The organism is Umezawaea sp. NPDC059074, assembly GCF_042738955.1.
GTDB lineage: Bacteria > Actinomycetota > Actinomycetes > Mycobacteriales > Pseudonocardiaceae > Umezawaea.
The window spans coordinates 34,883-52,880 of record NZ_JBHYHC010000061.1; the positions used below are offsets into that span (position 1 = coordinate 34,883).

18 protein-coding genes are annotated in these 17,998 nt (G+C 70.2%); 14 read left to right on the top strand and 4 right to left on the bottom strand.

Annotation, left to right across the window (positions count from 1 at the left end; all coding sequences use genetic code 11):
- Nucleotides 1-687: 687 nt before the first annotated feature.
- A complete protein-coding gene (locus ACFWW9_RS25970) occupies nucleotides 688-894 on the bottom strand; it encodes a CsbD family protein (protein ID WP_390383091.1) in 207 nt (68 codons plus the stop codon).
- A gap of 221 nt (nucleotides 895-1,115) precedes the next feature.
- Here ACFWW9_RS25970 and ACFWW9_RS25975 point away from each other — a divergent pair, with 221 nt between their 5' ends.
- The 8 genes from ACFWW9_RS25975 to ACFWW9_RS26010 all read left to right on the top strand — a co-directional run bounded on the left by ACFWW9_RS25975 (nucleotide 1,116) and on the right by ACFWW9_RS26010 (nucleotide 8,306).
- Nucleotides 1,116-1,673, top strand: a complete 558-nt coding sequence (locus ACFWW9_RS25975; protein WP_390383095.1) for an RNA polymerase sigma factor — start codon at nucleotides 1,116-1,118, stop codon at nucleotides 1,671-1,673.
- Complete coding sequence (locus ACFWW9_RS25980; RefSeq protein WP_390383098.1) at nucleotides 1,664-2,203, top strand: Asp23/Gls24 family envelope stress response protein; 540 nt, start codon at nucleotides 1,664-1,666, stop codon at nucleotides 2,201-2,203. The genes ACFWW9_RS25975 and ACFWW9_RS25980 overlap by 10 nt, the downstream gene beginning before the upstream one ends.
- A 13-nt stretch (nucleotides 2,204-2,216) precedes the next feature.
- Nucleotides 2,217-2,570, top strand: a complete 354-nt coding sequence (locus ACFWW9_RS25985; protein WP_390383101.1) for an Asp23/Gls24 family envelope stress response protein — start codon at nucleotides 2,217-2,219, stop codon at nucleotides 2,568-2,570.
- Nucleotides 2,570-2,899, top strand: a complete 330-nt coding sequence (locus ACFWW9_RS25990) for a hypothetical protein (protein ID WP_390383104.1) — start codon at nucleotides 2,570-2,572, stop codon at nucleotides 2,897-2,899. The genes ACFWW9_RS25985 and ACFWW9_RS25990 overlap by 1 nt, the downstream gene beginning before the upstream one ends.
- A gap of 61 nt (nucleotides 2,900-2,960) precedes the next feature.
- The gene (locus tag ACFWW9_RS25995; RefSeq protein WP_390383107.1) at nucleotides 2,961-3,416 is read left to right on the top strand and encodes an Asp23/Gls24 family envelope stress response protein; all 456 of its coding nucleotides are present in this window, start codon (nucleotides 2,961-2,963) and stop codon (nucleotides 3,414-3,416) included.
- 402 nt (nucleotides 3,417-3,818) lie between these two features.
- Nucleotides 3,819-3,995, top strand: a complete 177-nt coding sequence (locus ACFWW9_RS26000; RefSeq protein WP_390383110.1) for a hypothetical protein — start codon at nucleotides 3,819-3,821, stop codon at nucleotides 3,993-3,995.
- Nucleotides 3,996-4,678: 683 nt separating this feature from the next.
- Nucleotides 4,679-5,599: a ketopantoate reductase family protein gene (locus ACFWW9_RS26005; protein ID WP_390383113.1), complete on the top strand. Its 921-nt coding sequence runs from the start codon at nucleotides 4,679-4,681 to the stop codon at nucleotides 5,597-5,599.
- A 133-nt stretch (nucleotides 5,600-5,732) separates the two neighbouring features.
- Nucleotides 5,733-8,306, top strand: a complete 2,574-nt coding sequence (locus ACFWW9_RS26010) for a glycoside hydrolase family 9 protein (protein WP_390383116.1) — start codon at nucleotides 5,733-5,735, stop codon at nucleotides 8,304-8,306.
- On the opposite strand, the gene ACFWW9_RS26015 is transcribed toward ACFWW9_RS26010, so the two are convergent.
- The 3 genes from ACFWW9_RS26015 to ACFWW9_RS26025 all read right to left on the bottom strand — a co-directional run bounded on the left by ACFWW9_RS26015 (nucleotide 8,303) and on the right by ACFWW9_RS26025 (nucleotide 12,143).
- Nucleotides 8,303-8,893, bottom strand: a complete 591-nt coding sequence (locus ACFWW9_RS26015) for an acetoacetate decarboxylase family protein (RefSeq protein ID WP_390383120.1) — start codon at nucleotides 8,891-8,893, stop codon at nucleotides 8,303-8,305. The genes ACFWW9_RS26010 and ACFWW9_RS26015 overlap by 4 nt on opposite strands.
- A 143-nt stretch (nucleotides 8,894-9,036) precedes the next feature.
- Nucleotides 9,037-10,698 carry an FAD-dependent oxidoreductase gene (locus ACFWW9_RS26020; protein WP_390383123.1) on the bottom strand — a complete coding sequence of 554 codons (1,662 nt, stop codon included), beginning with the start codon at nucleotides 10,696-10,698 and terminating at the stop codon, nucleotides 9,037-9,039.
- Nucleotides 10,695-12,143 carry a flavin-containing monooxygenase gene (locus ACFWW9_RS26025; protein WP_390383126.1) on the bottom strand — a complete coding sequence of 483 codons (1,449 nt, stop codon included), beginning with the start codon at nucleotides 12,141-12,143 and terminating at the stop codon, nucleotides 10,695-10,697. Before ACFWW9_RS26025 ends, ACFWW9_RS26020 begins: the two co-directional genes overlap by 4 nt.
- A 71-nt stretch (nucleotides 12,144-12,214) precedes the next feature.
- On the opposite strand from ACFWW9_RS26025, the gene ACFWW9_RS26030 reads away from it, so the two are divergent.
- The 6 genes from ACFWW9_RS26030 to ACFWW9_RS26055 all read left to right on the top strand — a co-directional run bounded on the left by ACFWW9_RS26030 (nucleotide 12,215) and on the right by ACFWW9_RS26055 (nucleotide 17,821).
- Nucleotides 12,215-13,252, top strand: a complete 1,038-nt coding sequence (locus ACFWW9_RS26030) for an AraC family transcriptional regulator (RefSeq protein ID WP_390383129.1) — start codon at nucleotides 12,215-12,217, stop codon at nucleotides 13,250-13,252.
- Between the two features lie 71 nt (nucleotides 13,253-13,323).
- Nucleotides 13,324-14,067: an SDR family NAD(P)-dependent oxidoreductase gene (locus ACFWW9_RS26035; RefSeq protein WP_390383132.1), complete on the top strand. Its 744-nt coding sequence runs from the start codon at nucleotides 13,324-13,326 to the stop codon at nucleotides 14,065-14,067.
- Nucleotides 14,068-14,120: 53 nt separating this feature from the next.
- Nucleotides 14,121-15,224: a pyridoxal-phosphate dependent enzyme gene (locus ACFWW9_RS26040; protein WP_390383135.1), complete on the top strand. Its 1,104-nt coding sequence runs from the start codon at nucleotides 14,121-14,123 to the stop codon at nucleotides 15,222-15,224.
- Entirely contained in the window at nucleotides 15,221-15,841 is a 621-nt protein-coding gene (locus tag ACFWW9_RS26045) for a transcriptional regulator (protein ID WP_390383138.1), read from the top strand. Before ACFWW9_RS26040 ends, ACFWW9_RS26045 begins: the two co-directional genes overlap by 4 nt.
- Nucleotides 15,842-15,843: 2 nt before the next feature.
- On the top strand, nucleotides 15,844-16,911 hold the full coding sequence (locus ACFWW9_RS26050; RefSeq protein ID WP_390383141.1) for a DSD1 family PLP-dependent enzyme: 1,068 nt from the start codon (nucleotides 15,844-15,846) through the stop codon (nucleotides 16,909-16,911).
- Nucleotides 16,912-16,915: 4 nt separating this feature from the next.
- Complete coding sequence (locus tag ACFWW9_RS26055) at nucleotides 16,916-17,821, top strand: ornithine cyclodeaminase family protein (protein WP_390383144.1); 906 nt, start codon at nucleotides 16,916-16,918, stop codon at nucleotides 17,819-17,821.
- The last annotated feature ends 177 nt before the right edge of the window (nucleotides 17,822-17,998 follow it).

Sequence of the window (17,998 nt, forward strand, 5' to 3'; positions counted from 1 at the left end):
TTGGCCTCACCAACCCCACGACCCCATAATGCCGCGCGGCCTAACCAACCTGCTCGGCTCAACCAAGCCCTCGGCCTCACCAAGCCCGCCCGGCCTCATCACCTTCGCGGCTCAACAAAACCCCCGGCCTCACCGAACCCTTGGCCTCACAAAACCGCTCGGCCTTACCCAACCGCGCGGCCCTACCAAACCGCTCGGCCCCAGCGACCTCGCGGCCCCAGCGATCTGGCGACTCAACCAACCGCTTGGCCCACCAAGCCCTCGGCCCCACCGCAAACCCGCCCACCAACTTGCCCGGCTTCACCAAGCCCTCGGCCCGCCAAGCCTCTCGGCCTCATCAACCTCGCGACTCCACCAAGCCCCAGGCCTCACCAAGCCCAGCCTCACCTCAAACGCGCCCACCAACCTGCCCGGCTTCACCAAGCCCTCGGCCCACCAAGCCTCTCGGCCTCACCAACCCTGCGACTCCACCAAGCCCCGGCCTCACCAAGCCCGCAGCCCCACCGCAAACGCGCCCACCTCAGCCCTCACCCAAGCCGAGCAGCGCCCGCACTCTCCCCACCAACCCCCTCCCACCACCCTCCAAACACCCCAACCAACCGACACCCCACCCCCACCCGCGCACCACCGTCCTCTCAGGACAGGATCCGGCCGGCAGGCCCCCGACAGACCTGCCGACCGGAAGTCCTACTTGGAGAAGACGTTCTTGATCTTCTCGATGCCATCCCCGACGGCGTCCTTCACGTCCTCCACGACGTTCTTCAGCCCCGCCGACGCCTGGTCCGCCTGACCTTCCGTCTTCAGCTCCTCGTTGCCGGTGACGTCACCCGCGGTCTCCTTCGCCTTGCCGCCGAGCTCCTCGGCCTTGTTGCTGATCTTGTCGCCCAACGACATCGCGCTTCTCCTTCGACGTGCGGCCTCCGGTGGATGACCGTCTCGCGGATAGGACACAGCGTCGGCCGCATTCGTCACGTCCACGATCGAGGGACTACCGGGTGACGACGATCACCGTCGACGATGCTGGTCCAGGCCGTGACGTTTCCGCTCCGGCCGTGTCCTACCGGAAGCCGTTGGAAGGAGAACTCGCCGATGCCGTGCGCAGTCGGAGGTCGGGGATGACGCAGATCGAAGTCGTCGACGACCCGTTGGACGACGTCACGCTCGTGACCCGTGCGCGGGATGGCGACTTGCGAGCCTACGAGGTGCTGGTGCTCCGCTATCAAGGGCAGATGTACCGGTTCGCCGCGCGGATGCTCGCGAACCGGGCTGACGCCGAGGACGTGGTGCAGGAGGTCTTCCTCGCCGCGTGGCGGAAACTCGAGCAACTCCAGGAAGGAGCGGCGTTCGTGTCGTGGCTGTACCGGACGACCACGAACCGCTGCCTCAACGTGATCCGCACTCGCAAACCGCAGGCGGAGGTGGAACCGGAGGAGCACGAGGCGACCGGCGGCCTCCCGGAGCGGTCGATCGAGGTCAGCGAGCAGATGGCCGCGCTCGAGAGAGCACTGCCGACGCTGACGAAGGAGCAACGGGCGTGCTGGCTGCTGCGCGAAGTGGACGGTCTGTCCTACGACGAGATCGCGAAGACCATCGGCTGCTCGGTGACGGTGGTCCGCGGCCGGATCGCGCGAGCAAGAGTGCAACTGGCGGAGGTGATGGCGCCATGGCGATGAACGACACCGACGAGAGCTACCTGCTGCCCTGCGGCCGTGACGTCGAGGCGGTCTGGGACCGGCTCGACGAGATCGACGCGCACGAACTGGAGTGCCCGCACTGCCTGGGTGCCCGCGAGAGCCTCCGCGCTCTGCGCGCGGCCACCGAGGAGATGGCGAACGACACCGAGCAGCCGTCGCACGCGCTCTTCGGGCGGATCATGTCCGCGGTCCGCGCCGACATGGGGCGCGGCGCGATGCTCGCGCTGTCGAACGACGACACCGGTCCCGTCCAGGTGAGCGAACGGGCCATCGCGGCGGTGCTGCGGTTCGCCGCCGACAGCGTCATCGGTGTCCGCGCCCGGCACTGCGAGGTGGTCGCCCACCTGGACGTGGTCTTCGTGTCGATGAGGATCGCGGTGGAGTACGGGAAGTTCACCGTCGGGGTGGTGGACGTGGTGCGCGATCGGGTGACAGCGGCGGCCTCCGCGCGCGTCGGCGTGCGCGTGAACCGCTTGGACATCACCGTCGAAGATTTGTACGACCTCTGAGGGAACGGGCGACATGACAGCGGAGCACGTGATCACGAAACCGGTCGTGGCCGCCGTGGCCGCGCACGCGGCGAGCCGGGTCGTCGGAGTGGTGCGCGTGGAGCCCGGCGTCACCGGTCTGGTCGGTTCGGTGGCGCGCGCCGCCAGGCAACGGCTCAAGGGGCTCGACCCGGCGCCCACCGAGGGTGTCCGGGTGCGGATGGACGGGGACGTGCGAATGGAGATCGACATCGTGACCTCGGCACACGACCAAGCGGCCGCCGTGGCGCGGGCCGTGCAACGAGCGGTCACCCGCGCCGTCACCGCCGCCACCGGGCTCCCGGTCGCGGCGGTGACGGTGTGCGTCCTGGACATCGAGCTGTCGTGATGACGTCGACCGAGGTGGCGGAGAAGCTGCTCGCCGCGCTGCGCGGGGTCCCCGGCCTGCGACCCGCCACGCCGCCGGTGAAACCCACCGTCCCGTGGGTGCCCTGGGACTGGGACACGCTCGCACTCGACCTCGGTGCGGAGGTCGTGGAGGTGCGCGTGGTCGCGACCGCGCTGCCCCTGCCGCCGTTGCTGGCCGAGGCGACCCACGCGCTGCGCGAGGTGCTGCGCCACACCCCGTTCGCGAATGCCCTGCTCCGCATCGTGGTGACGGACCTCGACGCCGGAGCGTTGCGAAACGAGACCCGAACCACACGATCGGGGACGTGACGATCCACCGCCCCGCCGTGTCCTACCACCAGAACCGAAATCAACCCCAAGGAGCGCGACGATGACCACCTCGACCGCCACCACCGAACCGAAGACCGCAGTCGCCACGACGAACGGCAACCTCGTCACGGAGCACGGTTCCACGACGATCGCCGACACGGTCGTGCAGAAGATCGCGGGCCTCGCGGCGCGTGAGATCAACGGTGTCCACGCACTCGGCACCGGCACGTCCCGCGCGTTCGGCGCGATCCGCGAACGCATTCCCGGCGCGTCCGCCAGCGCGGGCCAGGGTGTGTCCGTCGAGGTCGGCGAGAAGCAGGCCGCCATCGACCTGCAACTGCTGGTCGAGTACGGCGTCCCCATCGCCGACTTGGCTCGCTCGGTGCGCCGCAACGTGATCACGTCGATCGAGCGCATGACCGGCCTCGAGGTCGTCGAGGTCAACATCACCGTCGTGGACGTCAACATCCCCGGCGACGACGACACCACCCCACCCGAGCCCGCCCGCGTCCAGTAACACCGACCCCACCCGATAACACCGGTCCTGGCCAACGCCCCGGCCAGCAGGTCCTGCCCACCAGCGCCGCACTCACCCAGCGGCACAGGTGCCGCCCAACCCACTGGCGGCGGGCGAATCCACAACCACCGTGCTCCACCCACACCACAACGCCCGCCAACACCAACACAACCCCTTCACCAGCACACCCGCTAACCAGCACGACCGGCTTCATCCAAAGCCGCCCGTCGCCCAGCGGGAACCGACTCCGCGTTGCGCCGTCCGCATCCAGCGGAATGGCCCTCACCCGACCAGCGTGAGCCAACTCGGCTGGCGGCCCCCAGCCGATAACGACTCCCAAAGCCGCTCATGTCCGGCGAAGCAGGCCCACCAGACCTCGAATTCCACTGGAGACACGACCAGATGACTGCCACCGCACTCGGACTGCTGTCCGGCATCGCGCTCGGCTTCGCCGCGGCGTTCGGCGGGTTCAGCGCTTTTCTCATCGTGCTCGCGTTCGGCGCGATGGGGCTGATCGCGGGGCGAGTGGCTGAGGGCAAGCTGGATCTGTCCCAGCTGACCAACCGGGATCGGGGGTGACCATCAGACACCTGACAGGTCGCGCCGTCCGAAGTGGACGGAGCCGCCATCCCGTCCTGGCGAAGGACTGTGGCCCACTCACGCTGACCAGCCCTCGTGGGACAGCGTCAAGAACTGCGGTGGATGCTCGTGGCCAGGGGGCTCGAGCATCCACCGCTCCACAGGCCCCCGACGGTGGGACGGCCAAGCGCCGAAGCCGAAGAACAGCGGTAGGGATCTCGCCGGACCAGACACCTCCGGACTTCAGCGGAGGCCGATCACCCGCGACCTCTACCCGACCAACCCCACCCGACGGACTCGGCTCGACCGACTCCACCCATGCCAACTCGGCCAGACCGACTCCACCCGTGCCGACTCGGCCAGACGGACTCGGCCAGACCGACTCCACGCGTGCTGGCTTGGCCTGTGCTGGCTCGGCCCATGCTGGCTCGGCCGTGCCGATCCGCCTCGGGCTGTTCCCGTGCCGATCGGCCTCGGGCTGTTGCTCGCCTGGCTGACGACTGCCGTCGCCAACCAGGTCGGGTCAAGGGGGTCTCGTCCAGGGTGGCGACTGCCCGCCGAGGTGACTCAGCCGATGATGCGCGTGGAGCTGGCAAGCCACGCGGTGTGGGTGGTGGGGAGGGGCTTCTCAGAGCGCGGATCGGGGTTGCTGGTGTCGATCACCGCGCCTACCGTCGGCTGGCATGAGGATCCTCGTTGTCGGTGCGGGCGCGACCGGTGGTTATTTCGGTGCTCGGCTTGCTTTGGCGGGTCGTGACGTTACGTTTCTCGTTCGGCCTGGGCGTGCTCGGGTGTTGCGGGAGCGTGGGTTGCGGATCGTCGAGGCCGAGGGTGAGACCTCGGTCGAGCCGACGCTGGTGGAGGCGGGTGGAATCGCCGGGACGTACGACCTGGTGTTGTTGTCCGTCAAGGCGACGACGCTCGTCGGGGCCATTGAGGACTTCGCCCCGGCGGTGGGGCCGGAGACCTTGATCCTGCCGGTGCTCAACGGGATGGCACACCTCGATGTGCTCGCGAAGCGCTTCGGGGAGGGCGCGGTGTTGGGTGGGACCGCGCGGATCGTTACCACGTTGAACGATGTCGGTGACATCGTCCGGATCGGTGGGCCGCACCTGTTGAACTACGGCGCTCGCACGAGTCCGCCGCCCGCGAAGCTCGCCGAGGTGGAGCGGGTGCTCACCGACGTGGGGTTCGACGCGGTGCTGCTCGACGACATCGTCGGCGACATGTGGACGAAGTGGGCGTTCATCACGGCGATCGGGGCGGTGACGTGCCTGTTGCGCGGGTCGGTCGGTGAGGTCGTCGCCGTGCCGGGTGGTGCGGCGTTCGCGGAGGCCGTGGTGGGTGAGACGGCGGCGATCGTGGCAGCTGCGGGGCATCCGGTGCCGGAGCAGCAGTTGGGGTTCATCAAGGCCACGGTGACGACGCCGGGGTCGCCGTTGACGTCGTCGCTGTACCGCGACCTGGTGTCCGGTCGGAGCACGGAGGTCGAGCAGCTGTTCGGTGATCTGGTCGCGGTGGCGAAGCAGGTCGGGGTCGACGCTCCCCTGCTCGGGCTGACGACCGCCGCGCTCCGGGTGCACCAGGCCCGCGTGGAGGGCTGACCCGACTCGGCTCTGTACAGACCGCGAACCTGCCCCTATGTTTCTGGGAGCGCTCCCAGAACGCCGGGGCGTGGCCGTCAGAGCGGACGGCACGGCACCCCTGCACGCGTGCCGAGGCTCGAGGAGATCACCCATGACACCCCGATGGCATCGCGCCACAACGGCGGCCACGATCGCGTTAGCCCTGGTAGTGACAGGGGCGACCGGATATCAAGCGTCAGCGGCGGACTACGAGCGGATCGTCAACGGCGCTTTCTCCAGCGGTACCTCCGACCCCTGGTGGACCGGCGCGGGCACCTCCGGCCGGGTCGTGGACGGCGAGTTCTGCACCGCCGTCACGGGCGGCACCGCGAACCCCTGGGACGCCCTGATCGGGCAGAACGGCGTGCCGTCCGAGGCAGGTCAGCGCTACACGTTCGCGTTCGACGCGCATGCCACCACGGCGCAGCGGATCTCGGCCGTGTCCGGTGAGGGTGTCGCCCCCTACCGGCAGAACGCCAAGGCGGACTTCGACGTCACCACCGCCAAGCAGCGGTTCACGTTCACCTTCACCTCGTCGCTCGACTTCCCCGACGCGGGCAGCGGGCAGGTGGCGTTCCACCTCGGCGGCCAGTCGTTCGACAACACGATCTGCGTCGACAACGTGTCGCTGATCGGCGGGGTCGTGCCGCCTGGCGGCACGCCGGGGACGCCGACCAAGAAGATCCAGGTCAACCAGGTCGCGTACCTGCCCGGTCTGCCCAAGCACGCCACGCTCGTCAGCGACGCCACCACGCCCCAGGCCTGGACCGTGCGCGACGCCGCGGGCACCGCCGTGGCCACCGGGCAGAGCACACCGAAGGGGGTCGACGCGGCCTCGGGCGACCCGGTGCACCTGATCGACTTCTCGTCGTTCGACACCGCGGGCACCGGCTACACGCTGGCCGTCGGCGACGACGTGAGCTTCCCGTTCGACATCACCGCCGCCCCGTTCAACGCCCTGCGCCGCGACTCGCTGGCGTTCTTCTACCACCAGCGCAGCGGCACCCCGATCGAGGCGGCGTACGTCGGCGACACCTACGCCCGCGCGGCGGGCCACCTGAACGTCGCGCCGAACCAGGGCGACGACAACGTCCCCTGCCGGGCCGACCTGAACTGCGGTTACACCCTCGACGTGCGCGGCGGCTGGTACGACGCGGGCGACCACGGCAAGTACGTCGTCAACGGCGGCATCTCGGCGTGGCAGGTGCTGGACACCTACGAGCGGGCCATCGCGCTCGGCGACGCCAGCGCGTTGGGCGACGGCACGTTGGCCATCCCGGAGCGGGCGAACGGCGTGCCGGACATCCTCGACGAGGCCCGCTGGGAGGTCGAGTTCCTGCTGAAGATGCAGGCTCCGAGCGGCATGGTGCACCACAAGGTCCACGACGCGAACTGGACCGGCCTGCCGACGTTGCCTAACCAGGACCCGCAGCCGCGCAGGCTGTCCGCGGTGAGCACGGCGGCGACGCTGAACACCGCCGCCGTGGCCGCCCAGGCCGCCCGGATCTGGAAGACGATCGACCCCGCGTTCTCCGCGAAAGCCCTGCTGGCGGCCGAAAAGGCCTACACGGCGGCGAAGGCGAACCCGAACGTGCTCGCCGACCCCAACGACGGCACCGGCGGCGGGACGTACTCCGACGGCACAGTCACCGACGAGTTCTACTGGGCCGCGGCCGAGCTGTTCACGACCACCGGCGGCGACGCCTACCGCGCCGACGTCACGGGTTCCCCGCTGTACAAGGGCACCAGCCTCACCACGCGGGGCTTCGACTGGGCGTCGACCGGCCCGCTCGGTGACGTGACGCTCGCCGTGGTGCCCAACGGCCTGCCGCACGCGGACGTCGCGGCGATCCGCCAGGCGTTCGCCACGACCGCCGACGCCCACCTCGCCCAGATGGCGACCCAGGGCTACCCGGCTCCCTACCGGAACGCCGACGGCTCCTACGACTGGGGCTCGAACGGTCTGGTGGCCAACAACGCGATGGTGCTGGCGCTGGCGGCAGACTTCACCGGCGACGCCAAGTACCGCGCGGGCGTGTACGAGACGATGAACTACCTGCTGGGCCGCAACCCGACGGGCTACTCCTACGTCAGCGGCTACGGCGACCAGCCGGTGCGCAACGTCCACCACCGGTTCTGGGCCAACCAGCTCGACCCGTCGCTGCCCATCGCGCCGCCCGGCGTGCTGTCCGGCGGCCCGAACAGCGGCTTGCAGGACCCGGTCGCGGCCCGGCTGCTCCAGGGCTGCAAGCCGCAGAAGTGCTTCGTCGACCACATCGAGGCGTATTCGCTCAACGAGGTCACGGTCAACTGGAACTCCGCTCTCGCGTGGGTGGCGAACTGGGCCGCGGAGAAGTCCGACGGCAAGGCCGGGTGCTCCGTCGACTACCAGGTGGCGAAGTGGCCGTCCGGCCAGGTCGCGACCGTCAAGGTGACCAACACCGGCGCGAAGGCCTGGCAGGGCTGGACGTTGGGCTTCGACTTCCCCGGCGGTCAGAAGATCGCCAACGGCTGGTCGGCGGACTGGCGGCAGGACGGCGCGAGCGTCACGGCGACCCACCTGCCGTGGAACACCTCGGTCAAGCCGGGCACGTCGACCTACCTCGGGTTCGTGGCCACGTCGTCCGCGTCCGACGCCGATCCGACGACGTTCCGGGTCGACGGGAAGGTGTGCGGGAAGGGCTAGCCGAAGCGCATCCGGAACGACACCACCGACAGCCCGAGGAACGGCGTCCGGCCGCGCAGCCAGGCCAGCGGCCCGTCGGGTGCGATCCGCCACCGCACGGCGGCGAACCGCACCCGACCGCTCGCCCGCACCGGTGTGCGGGCGAGCGCTCCGCCACGGGTCTGGAACACCGAGCCCGCGACGGGCAGCGGCACACCTCGCCCGTACGAGGTGTGCCGCGCCTCGGCGATGCCGGTCGCCGTGGCGGCGAAGGCGGGAGCGGGCACGATCGTCAGCTCGGCCAACTCCTTGGGCACGCCCCACAACGCGCGTCCACCCGCCCGCGAGGCGGGGCTGTCGACCCAGATGTGCGTGATCGACAGCCCGAACCGGAGGCCGCGGCGCACGAGGACCGCGGTGAGCAGTTCGCGGTACGGGAGCAGGCTGCCGGGCAGGTAATCGACGAACGCCGTCGTCACCAGCGCGCGGCCGAACGCGGTGACCGGCCGCACCCCGGCGGGCAAACCCGGCAGGTCTCCGACACGGGCCGTCCACAGCGACAGGCAGCCGTGCCCGTGCAGGTCCCAGGGCGCGGGCGGGTAGTCCACGAGCACCTCCTCACTTCACCAGGCGCAAAGCGCCCAGAGCGGTGACCGGCCGAGGCAAGTCGCCGACAGAGGCCATCCACAACGACACGCAGCCATACCCCTGCGGTCCACAGGGCACGAAGGGGTGGTCCACGGGCACGTCCTCACTTCACCAGGCGCAGAGCGCCGGGGGCGGTGTCCGGGACCACCGGTCGTCGGGGCGCGACGGGCGCGACCCGGACGTAGGCGGCCCCCAGCGGCGGGCGGGGGTCGGGGTCGCCGAGGTTGGGCCACAGCGACGCGGCCCGCTCGGCGAGCGCGGTGATGGTGAGCGACGGGTTCACGCCGGGGTTGGCCGGGATCGTGGACCCGTCGATCACGTGCAGGCCCTCGTAGCCGTGCACCCGGTGGTACGGGTCGACGACCCCGGTCGCCGCCGTCGCGCCGATGACGCACCCGCCGATGAAATGGCCGGTCATCGGGATGTCGGCCAGGTCGGTCCACGCGCCGCCGGGGATGCCGTCGATCTTCGCCGCGACCCGGCGGGCCACGTCGTGACCGGCCGGGATCCACGTCGGGATCGGGTCGCCCTCCCCCGGCGAACTGGTCAGCCGCCTGCCGAACACGCCGGGGCGGGTGCGGGTGGTGAGCGAGTTGTCCAGGTTCTGCATGACCAGCAGCGCCACCGTCTGCTCCGACCAGTGCCGGGGTCCGAGGAGTCGGCGCAGGTCGTGGCGGCGGCGCAGGAGTTGCCGCGCGCCCAGCTGCCACCGGGGCGTGCCCGGCTCGGCGTCCACGAGCACGGTCATCAGCAGCCCCATGAGGTTGCTGCCCCGGCCGTAGCGGACCGGTTCGACGTGGGTGTGCTCGTCGGGGTGCATCGACGACGTCACCGCCACACCACGGGAGTAGTCGGCGGTGTCGGTCCGCGCCCGCACGCCCAGGACGGCTTCGGAGTTGGTGCGCGCCAACACCCCCAGCCGGTCGGACAGCCGGGGCAGACTCCCCTGGTCGCGCAACCGGTGCAAGAGCTTCTGCGTCCCCAGCGCCGCCGCGGCGAACACGACGTGCCGCGCGGTGAACGTCCGCCGCTCGCCGGGCAGCACGCCGGTGCCGCGCGTGTCGACGCGGTAGCCGCCCCGGATCGGCCGGACGTCGACGGCCGTGGTCAACGGGTGCACCACCGCGCCAGCGGTCTCGGCGAGGTGCAGGTAGTTCTTCACCAGCGTGTTCTTCGCCCCGTGACGGCAGCCGGTCATGCACTCGCCGCAGTGCGTGCACCCCGTGCGCTCCGGGCCGACGCCGCCGAAGTACGGGTCCGCCACGCGCTTCCCTGGCGTGCCGAGGAAAACTCCCACGCGCGCCGCGTTCCGCCGCACGCCCAGGTCGTCGGCGACCTCGCGCAGCACGTCGTCCGCCGGGGTCGACCGCGGGTACTCCGCGACGCCGAGCATCCGCGTCGCCTGCTCGTACCAGGGCGCGAGCTCGGCCCGCCAGTCGGTGATCCCGCTCCACCGCGGGTCGCGGTAGAACGGCTCCGGCGGCTCGTACAGGGTGTTCGCGTAGACCAGCGACCCGCCGCCCACGCCCGCGCCGCTGAGCACCAGCACGTCGCGCAGCAGGTCGATCCGCTGGATGCCGAGGCAGCCGAGTCGGGGCGCGAACAGGTAGTCGCGCAGGTGCCACGAACTGGCCGCGAACTCGTCGTCGGCGAACCGCCGACCCGCCTCCAGCACGCCGACCCGGTACCCCTTCTCGGTCAGCCGCAACGCGGTCGCGCTGCCGCCGAAGCCCGAGCCGATCACCAGCACGTCGTAGTCGGTCATCGCGCGCCTCCGTGGTGGAAGTCCCGGTGGTCCACGACCGCGGTGCGGCGGCGGTACTCCCGCACCGAGCCGGGCCAGTTGGTCGTGATCCGCCCGGTGGCGTCGCGGTACCAGCTCGCACACCGGGTCCACACCGTGCGCGACAGCCGGTCCTGGGTCTCGGCGTCGAACCGGTCCGCGACCTCGCGCCGGACCTCCACAGTGGACACCCCGCTCGCCGCGAGGTGGCGCACCAGCCGCAGGACGTACCCGCACTGCCCCTCGATCATGGAGATCACCGAGTTGCCGCCGAGGTTCGTGTTCGGCCCGTAGAGCAGGAAGAAGTTCGGGAACCCCGGCACCGTGATGCCCAGGTGGGCGCGCGCGCCGCCCGCCCACTCGTCGGCCAGCTCACGCCCGTCGCGACCGCGGATCCGCATCGGCGCGAGGAAGTCGGTCGCCGCGAACCCGGTGCCGTAGACGATCACGTCGGCGGGGTGCTCGACGCCGTCGGCGGTGCGCACGCCCGTGGGCGTGACCGCGACGATCTTCTCGGTCACCACGTCCACGTTGGGCTGCGCGAGCGTGGGGAACCACTCGTTGGAGAACAGCAGCCGCTGGCACCCGATCCGGTGCGTCGGCACGAGTCGCGCCCGCAGCCGACGGTCGGGCACTTGGCGGCGCAAGTGCAGCCGGAACAGGCCGTTCACCAGGGTGCCAAGCGGTTGCGCGGTGGTCAGCGCGGCCGTGAGCAGTTCGCCGACGAGCCACGTGCCGACCCGCCCGACCCGTTGCGCGACCGGCACGGCGTGGAACAGCCGCCGGTGCCACGGGCGGTACCAGCGGTCGGGTTTCGGCACGACGTGCGGCGCCGTCCGCTGGAACACGGTGACCCGCGCGGCGCCGGGTTGCAGGTGCGGGACGAACTGGACCGCGCTGGCCCCGGTGCCGATCACGGCGATCCGCTTGTCCTCCAGGTCGTGCTCGTGCTCCCAGCGCGCGCTGTGGAACGCCGGGCCGCGGAACGTCCGCGCGCCGGGCAGGTCCGGCACGACCGGCCGGGACAGCTGGCCGACGGCCGACACCAGCACCTCCGCCTCCACGACCTCGCCGCCCGCCAACTCGACCCGCCACCGGTCGACGGTCTCGTCGAACGACGCCGCGACGACCTCGGCGCCGAACCGGACGTGGTCGACCACCTCGGCCGCGACCCGGCGCAGGTAGGCGTGGATGTCCGGCCGCTGGGCGTACCGCCGCGGCCAGCCGGGGTTGGGGGCGAACGAGTAGGAGTAGAGCGACGAGGGCACGTCGCACGCGGCTCCCGGATACGTGTTGTCGCGCCAAACGCCGCCGAGGTCGTCCGCGCGTTCGAGGACGGTCACGGCGAAGCCGGAGCGGCGCAGCGCGATCGCCATGGCGATCCCGGAGAAGCCCGCGCCGATGACGACGACACGCGTGTGATCCACAGCGCCGACCGTAGGGAGGTGCACACGTCCGGCCCAAGACAGGAGCGGACGGGCGATCCACAATGTCGGCCATGGAATCCCTCGCGGAGCCCGTGATCGGTCACTGGGACTTCCCGCGCAGCGTGGCAGGTGTGGCGTTACTGGTGCGGTTCGGCGTGGAGCACGGTCACGACGCCGAATCGCTGCTGGTGGACAGCGGGATCACGCCCGCGGACCTGACCGACCCGACCGCCGAGGTGGCGGCCGTGCAGGAGCTGCGGGTGGTGCGGACCCTGGCCGGACTGATGCCCGACGCCGGTCCCGCGCTCGGCGGCCGCTACCACGTCACGACGTTCGGCATCCTCGGCTACGCGTTCATGAGCAGCCCGACCGTGCTGGACGCGGTGAACGTGGCGCTGCGCTTCCTGGACCTCAGCTTCACGTTCAGCATCCCCCGAGCGTCCCTGGTGGACGGCAGGGCCCGCATCGAACTCGACGACTCGGCCCTGCCCACGCCCGTGGCGCGGTTCCTGGTGGAGCGGGACCTGGCCGCCATCCACACGGTCATCGGCGAACTCCTCCCCGGCGGGGTTCCGCTGCTGGCGGCCGACTTCGCGTTCCCGGAACCGGCCGACGTCACCGAGCACGAGCGCGTGTTCGGCCTGCGGCCCCGGTTCGGGCAGGCCGTCACGGCCGCGGACTTCGACGCCGCCTTCCTGCACCGCCCGCTGCCGCAGGCCGATCCGCACACCGTGGCCGCGTGCGAGGCGCAGTGCCGCGACCTGGTGGCCCGCCGCCGCGCGCGGGTCGGGATCGCCCACGAGGTCCGCGACCTGCTCACCCGACCGGGCTCGATCGCCATCGGGATGGAGCAGGTGGCCCGCGAGCTGGCGATCAGCACCAGGACGTTGCGGCGCAGGCTCGCCGAGTGCGGCACGAGCTACCAGGAGCTGCTGGACGAGGTGCGCGAGGCGCTGGCCCAGGAGTTGCTGACCACGCTGGCGGTCGAGGACGTGGCGCTGCGCCTGGGCTACGCGGAGGCGTCGAGCTTCATCCACGCGTTCAAGCGCTGGAAGGGCGTCACGCCCGCCGCGTACGCCCGTAGCCACGGATCGCCGATCAGGGGATAACCGGGCGGTGAACGCGGTCGCGAAAAGCGACGACTCTCGTGGACGCAAGCACTCCACGGGAAGGAACCACCATGAAGATCGCCATCGTCACCGGGGGCAACCGGGGTCTCGGCCGCGACGCCGCCCTCGCACTGGCGCGCCACGGGGTCGACTCGATCATCACCTACCGCTCCAACGCCGCCGAGGCCGACGCGGTCGTGGCCGAGATCGCCGCGCTCGGTCGCACGGCCGTGGCGCTGCGGCTGGACGTGACCGAGCGCGCCGGGTTCGTCGACGAGGTCCGCCGGACCCTGAAGGAGACCTGGGACCGCGACACCTTCGACCACCTGGTCAACAACGGGGGCATCGCGCACCACCTGTCGTTCGCCGACACCACGGAGGAGGCGTTCGACGAGCTGATGAACATCCAGTTCAAGGGCGTCTTCTTCCTCACGCAGGACCTCCTGCCGGTCATCGCCGACGGCGGGCGCATCCTGAACGTGTCGACCGGCCTCGCCCGGTTCACCACGCCCGGCTACGTCGCCTACGCGTCCATGAAGGGCGCGGTCGAGGTGCTGACCCGCTACCTGGCCAAGGAACTGGGCTCGCGCGGCATCACCGTGAACACGATCGCGCCGGGACCGATCGCGACCGACTTCGGCGGCGGTGTCGTGCGCGACAACGCCGACCTCAACGCGGCCCTCTCGTCGCAGTCCGCGCTGGGCCGCGTCGGTCTGGCCGACGACATCGGCGGCGTCGTCGCGTGGCTGCTGTCGGACGACAGCAGGTGGATCACCGGTCAGCGGGTGGAGGTCTCGGGCGGCATCAACCTCTGACCATCTAGACCCTTCGTCTACACTTGGACCAAACGTCCAGACGAAGGGTGGCCATGTACCTCGACGCGCGGTCCGGCCGGACCTACCCGCTCGACCCGCTGCGCTGGAGCGGGGACGACGGGGCACCTCTGACGGTGGCCCCGTCGCCCGGCCTCGCCCCGGCCGACATCGAGACCGGAACGCGCTCGCTGTGGCGCTACCGGGCCGCGCTCCCCGGCGACCTGACCAGCCCGGTCTCCCTCGGCGAGGGCTGCACGCCGCTGCTCGACCGCGACTGGCACGGCACGCCCGTCCGCTTCAAGCTGGAGTGGTTCAGCCCCACCGGCAGCTTCAAGGACCGCGGCACGACCGTGATGATGTCCGCACTGGCGCAGGCGGGCGTGACCAGCGTGATCGAGGACAGCTCCGGCAACGGCGGCTCGTCGGTGGCCGCCTACAGCGCGGCCGCGGGCATCAAGGCCCGCATCCTCGCCCCCGAGGGCACGTCCCCCGCCAAGGTCCTCCAGGCCCGCGCCTACGGCGCCGAGGTCGCACTTGTGCCCGGCGACCGCGAGGCCACATCCGCGCAAGCGCTGCGCGAATCGGCGGACACCTGCTACGCGAGCCACAACTGGCACCCGTTCTTCCTCCAGGGCACGAAGACCCTCGCCTACGAACTCTGGGAAGACCTCGGCTTCACCGCCCCGGACGCCGTCGTCACGGTCGCGGGCGCGGGCAGCACCGTCCTGGGCTGCGACCTGGGCTTCAGCGAACTGCTGGCCGCGGGCCGCATCCCGCGCCTGCCGCGCCTGCTGGTGGCCCAGCCGCGCCACTGCGCCCCGCTCCACGACCGGTTCCACGGCATCACCGGCACGACGTTCGCCCCCACGATCGCCGAGGGCACCGCGATCCGCGAGCCCCTCCGCCTGCCGGAGGTCCTGGACGCCGTCCGCCGCTCGCACGGCGACTTCGCCGCCCTCCCGGAGGAGGCCATCGCCCAGGCCGTCCGCGACCTGGCAGCGCAAGGCCTCTACGCCGAACCCACGAGCGCGACCGCCGCAGCCGCCATCGACGTGTTCACCCAGCGCGGCGCCATCCGCCCCGGCGAGACCACGGTCGTCATCCTCACCGGCTCCGGCCTCAAGGCCCCCACGACCGTGGCCGGGGTGTTCGCGTGACCGAGGACGAACTCCTGCTGCGCGAGGCTGAAACCATCGCCACGGCGCTCGGCCGCATGTTCCCCGGCCTCTGCGAGGTCGTCCTGCACGACCTCCGCGACCCGGCCCACACCGTGCGCGTCATCGAGAACAACCTGTCCGGCCGCAAGATCGGCGATCCGGCGACGGAGATCGGCGTGGCCCGCATCCAGGACCCCGACTACCCGAACGTGATCCAGAACTACCCCAACACGTTCCCCGACGGCCGCCCGGCGAAGAGCACGTCCATCGGCATCAAGAACAGCGAGGGCGTCTACATCGCCGCCCTCTGCCTGAACATGGACGTCTCCCTGTTCGCCACGGTGTCCCGCAGCCTGCACAACCTCATCAGCACCGACGACCAACAGCAACCGCTGACGGAAACCCTGCGCGCCCGCACCGTCGACGGCCTCCGCGCCCTCGTCGAGGAGTTCGCCGCGTCCAGGGGCAAAACCCCCCGTGCCCTCACCCCACCCGACCGCAGGGAGCTGCTGAGGAACCTGAAGGAGAACGGCTACCTGGACGTGAAGCACTCGGTCCCCGTCCTGACCGACATCCTCGGCGTCTCCCGCGCCACCATCTACAACTACGTGAGCTGACGATGACGACACCGCACCTGCTGCTCGACCTGCCCAAGGTCCACCGCAACATCGACCGCCTCAAGTCCCACGTCACCACCCTCGGCTCCACCCTGCGCCCCCACGTGAAAACCGCGAAGTCGATCGACGTGGCCAAACTCCTCTTCGACGGCACCACGGGCCCGATCACCGTCTCCACCCTCCACGAGGCGGAAGCGTTCGCGGCCAACGGCTTCACCGACATCGTCTACGCGGTAGGCATCTCCCCGGACAAACTCGACCGCGTCCGAGCCCTCCGCGCCCAAGGCGTGGACCTCGTGGTACTCCTCGACAGCGTCGAACAGGCCCGCTCCACCGACGTCCCGGCCTTGATCGAAATCGACTGCGACGGCCACCGCGGCGGCGTCGACGCCACCTCCCCAGAGCTGATCGCCATCGCCACCGCCCTGGGCGACAATCTCCGCGGCGTCCTCACCCACGCGGGCGAGTCGTACTACTGCTACACCGAGGAATCCCTGACGGCAGCAGCAGAACACGAACGCGCCACCGCAGTCCAGGCAGCAGAAACCCTACGAGCACAGGGTTTCCCAACGCCGGTAGTCAGCATCGGCTCCACCCCCACGGCCCACTTCGCCCGCGACCTCACCGGCATCACCGAGGTGAGAGCGGGCAACTTCGTCTTCTTCGACCTCGTCATGGCAGGCATCGGCGTCTGCACCCTCGACGACCTGGCTCTCTCGGTCGTCACAACGGTAATCGGCCACAGGCACGACAAGGGCTGGATCCTCACCGACGCGGGCTGGATGGCCACCTCCCGCGACCGTGGCACAGCGGCCCAACCCACCGACCAGGGCTACGGCCTCGTCACCACCGAGACAGGCACCCTCATCCCCGACCTCCTCATGACCGGAGCCAGCCAGGAACACGGCGTCCTCTCCCTCAGGGAGGGATCGACGGAACCCCTGCCAGACCTCCCCGTGGGCACCAGACTCCGCGTCCTCCCCAACCACGCGTGCGCCACAGCGGCACAACACACCCACTACCACCTGACCACGTCCACCACGACGTGGCCACGACTGAACGGCTGGTAGCACCATGCGTTTCCTGTCCGAAGAGGACTCAGCAGCCCTCATCACCGAACAACTCGCCTACGACGCCGTCCGCACAGCCCTCATAGCAGCGGTAGCGGACGACACCACCACGTTCCCAGCCCTCCCAGCACACGGCTCCCGCCCCCACAACAGGTTCACCCTCAAATCAGCGGCAGCCTCCGACATCGCGGGCGTGAAGATCGGCAGCTACTGGCCGGACAACACCACGGGCCCCCGCCACAACTCCACGATCCTCCTGCTGGACCAGAACACCGGCCGCATCGCCGCAGTCGTGGAAGCAGCAAAGGTCAACGCCTACCGCACAGCAGCAGCGGACGCCGTGGCAGCAGACACCTTGGCACTCCAAAGCGCCAGCACCCTCACCATCTTCGGCACAGGTCACCAGGCCTACTACGAGTGCACAGCACTGGCGAAGATCCGCCCCCTCACCACCATCCACGTAGTGGCAAGAACAGCGACACACGGCGAAACCCTGGTCACCCAACTGACCAAGGCAGGCCTCCCAGCCACCCTCACCCCAGCGGAAGAAGCGGTACGCGCCGCAGACATCATCGTCACAGCGACAACGGCAAGAACCCCACTCTTCGACGCCACCTGGGTAACCCCAGGTACCCACGTGGCCTCCATGGGCTCAGACGCCAAGGGCAAACAAGAACTCCCCCCAGCCCTCCTGACCACAGCAGACCTCTACTGCGACCTCCCAACCCAATCCACCACGATCGGCGAATTCCAACACGCCAAAACCACCAACACCATCACCGCACTAGGAAACGTACTAACCGGAAAAGCCAAGGGCAGACAGTCACAAGACACCATCACCGTCTTCGACAGCTCAGGCCTGGCACTACAAGACCTCTACATCGCCACCACACTACTAGCCAAAACCTGACCACAAGCAGACCCAAGGCAAACGTAGTGGCCCACCACCCCGGCACAGAGTCGACCAGCAACCACGCTGGAACTACCAGACGCAGGCCACGGAACGTGGCCGATTTGACATGGGGATTTCGGCCTTAAAATTGCAGTCGGGCGGGACTCTCTTTGGACCGCCTTTTGAGCCCGACAA

What these genes read in the sequence shown, in the direction of transcription:
- ACFWW9_RS25970 (WP_390383091.1), bottom strand. Translation starts at nt 894, where the DNA reads ATGTCGTTGGGCGACAAGATCAGCAACAAGGCCGAGGAGCTCGGCGGC.
- ACFWW9_RS25975 (WP_390383095.1), top strand. Translation starts at nt 1,116, where the DNA reads ATGACGCAGATCGAAGTCGTCGACGACCCGTTGGACGACGTCACGCTC.
- ACFWW9_RS25980 (WP_390383098.1), top strand. Translation starts at nt 1,664, where the DNA reads ATGGCGATGAACGACACCGACGAGAGCTACCTGCTGCCCTGCGGCCGT.
- ACFWW9_RS25985 (WP_390383101.1), top strand. Translation starts at nt 2,217, where the DNA reads ATGACAGCGGAGCACGTGATCACGAAACCGGTCGTGGCCGCCGTGGCC.
- ACFWW9_RS25990 (WP_390383104.1), top strand. Translation starts at nt 2,570, where the DNA reads ATGACGTCGACCGAGGTGGCGGAGAAGCTGCTCGCCGCGCTGCGCGGG.
- ACFWW9_RS25995 (WP_390383107.1), top strand. Translation starts at nt 2,961, where the DNA reads ATGACCACCTCGACCGCCACCACCGAACCGAAGACCGCAGTCGCCACG.
- ACFWW9_RS26000 (WP_390383110.1), top strand. Translation starts at nt 3,819, where the DNA reads ATGACTGCCACCGCACTCGGACTGCTGTCCGGCATCGCGCTCGGCTTC.
- ACFWW9_RS26005 (WP_390383113.1), top strand. Translation starts at nt 4,679, where the DNA reads ATGAGGATCCTCGTTGTCGGTGCGGGCGCGACCGGTGGTTATTTCGGT.
- ACFWW9_RS26010 (WP_390383116.1), top strand. Translation starts at nt 5,733, where the DNA reads ATGACACCCCGATGGCATCGCGCCACAACGGCGGCCACGATCGCGTTA.
- ACFWW9_RS26020 (WP_390383123.1), bottom strand. Translation starts at nt 10,698, where the DNA reads ATGACCGACTACGACGTGCTGGTGATCGGCTCGGGCTTCGGCGGCAGC.
- ACFWW9_RS26030 (WP_390383129.1), top strand. Translation starts at nt 12,215, where the DNA reads ATGGAATCCCTCGCGGAGCCCGTGATCGGTCACTGGGACTTCCCGCGC.
- ACFWW9_RS26035 (WP_390383132.1), top strand. Translation starts at nt 13,324, where the DNA reads ATGAAGATCGCCATCGTCACCGGGGGCAACCGGGGTCTCGGCCGCGAC.
- ACFWW9_RS26040 (WP_390383135.1), top strand. Translation starts at nt 14,121, where the DNA reads ATGTACCTCGACGCGCGGTCCGGCCGGACCTACCCGCTCGACCCGCTG.
- ACFWW9_RS26050 (WP_390383141.1), top strand. Translation starts at nt 15,844, where the DNA reads ATGACGACACCGCACCTGCTGCTCGACCTGCCCAAGGTCCACCGCAAC.
- ACFWW9_RS26055 (WP_390383144.1), top strand. Translation starts at nt 16,916, where the DNA reads ATGCGTTTCCTGTCCGAAGAGGACTCAGCAGCCCTCATCACCGAACAA.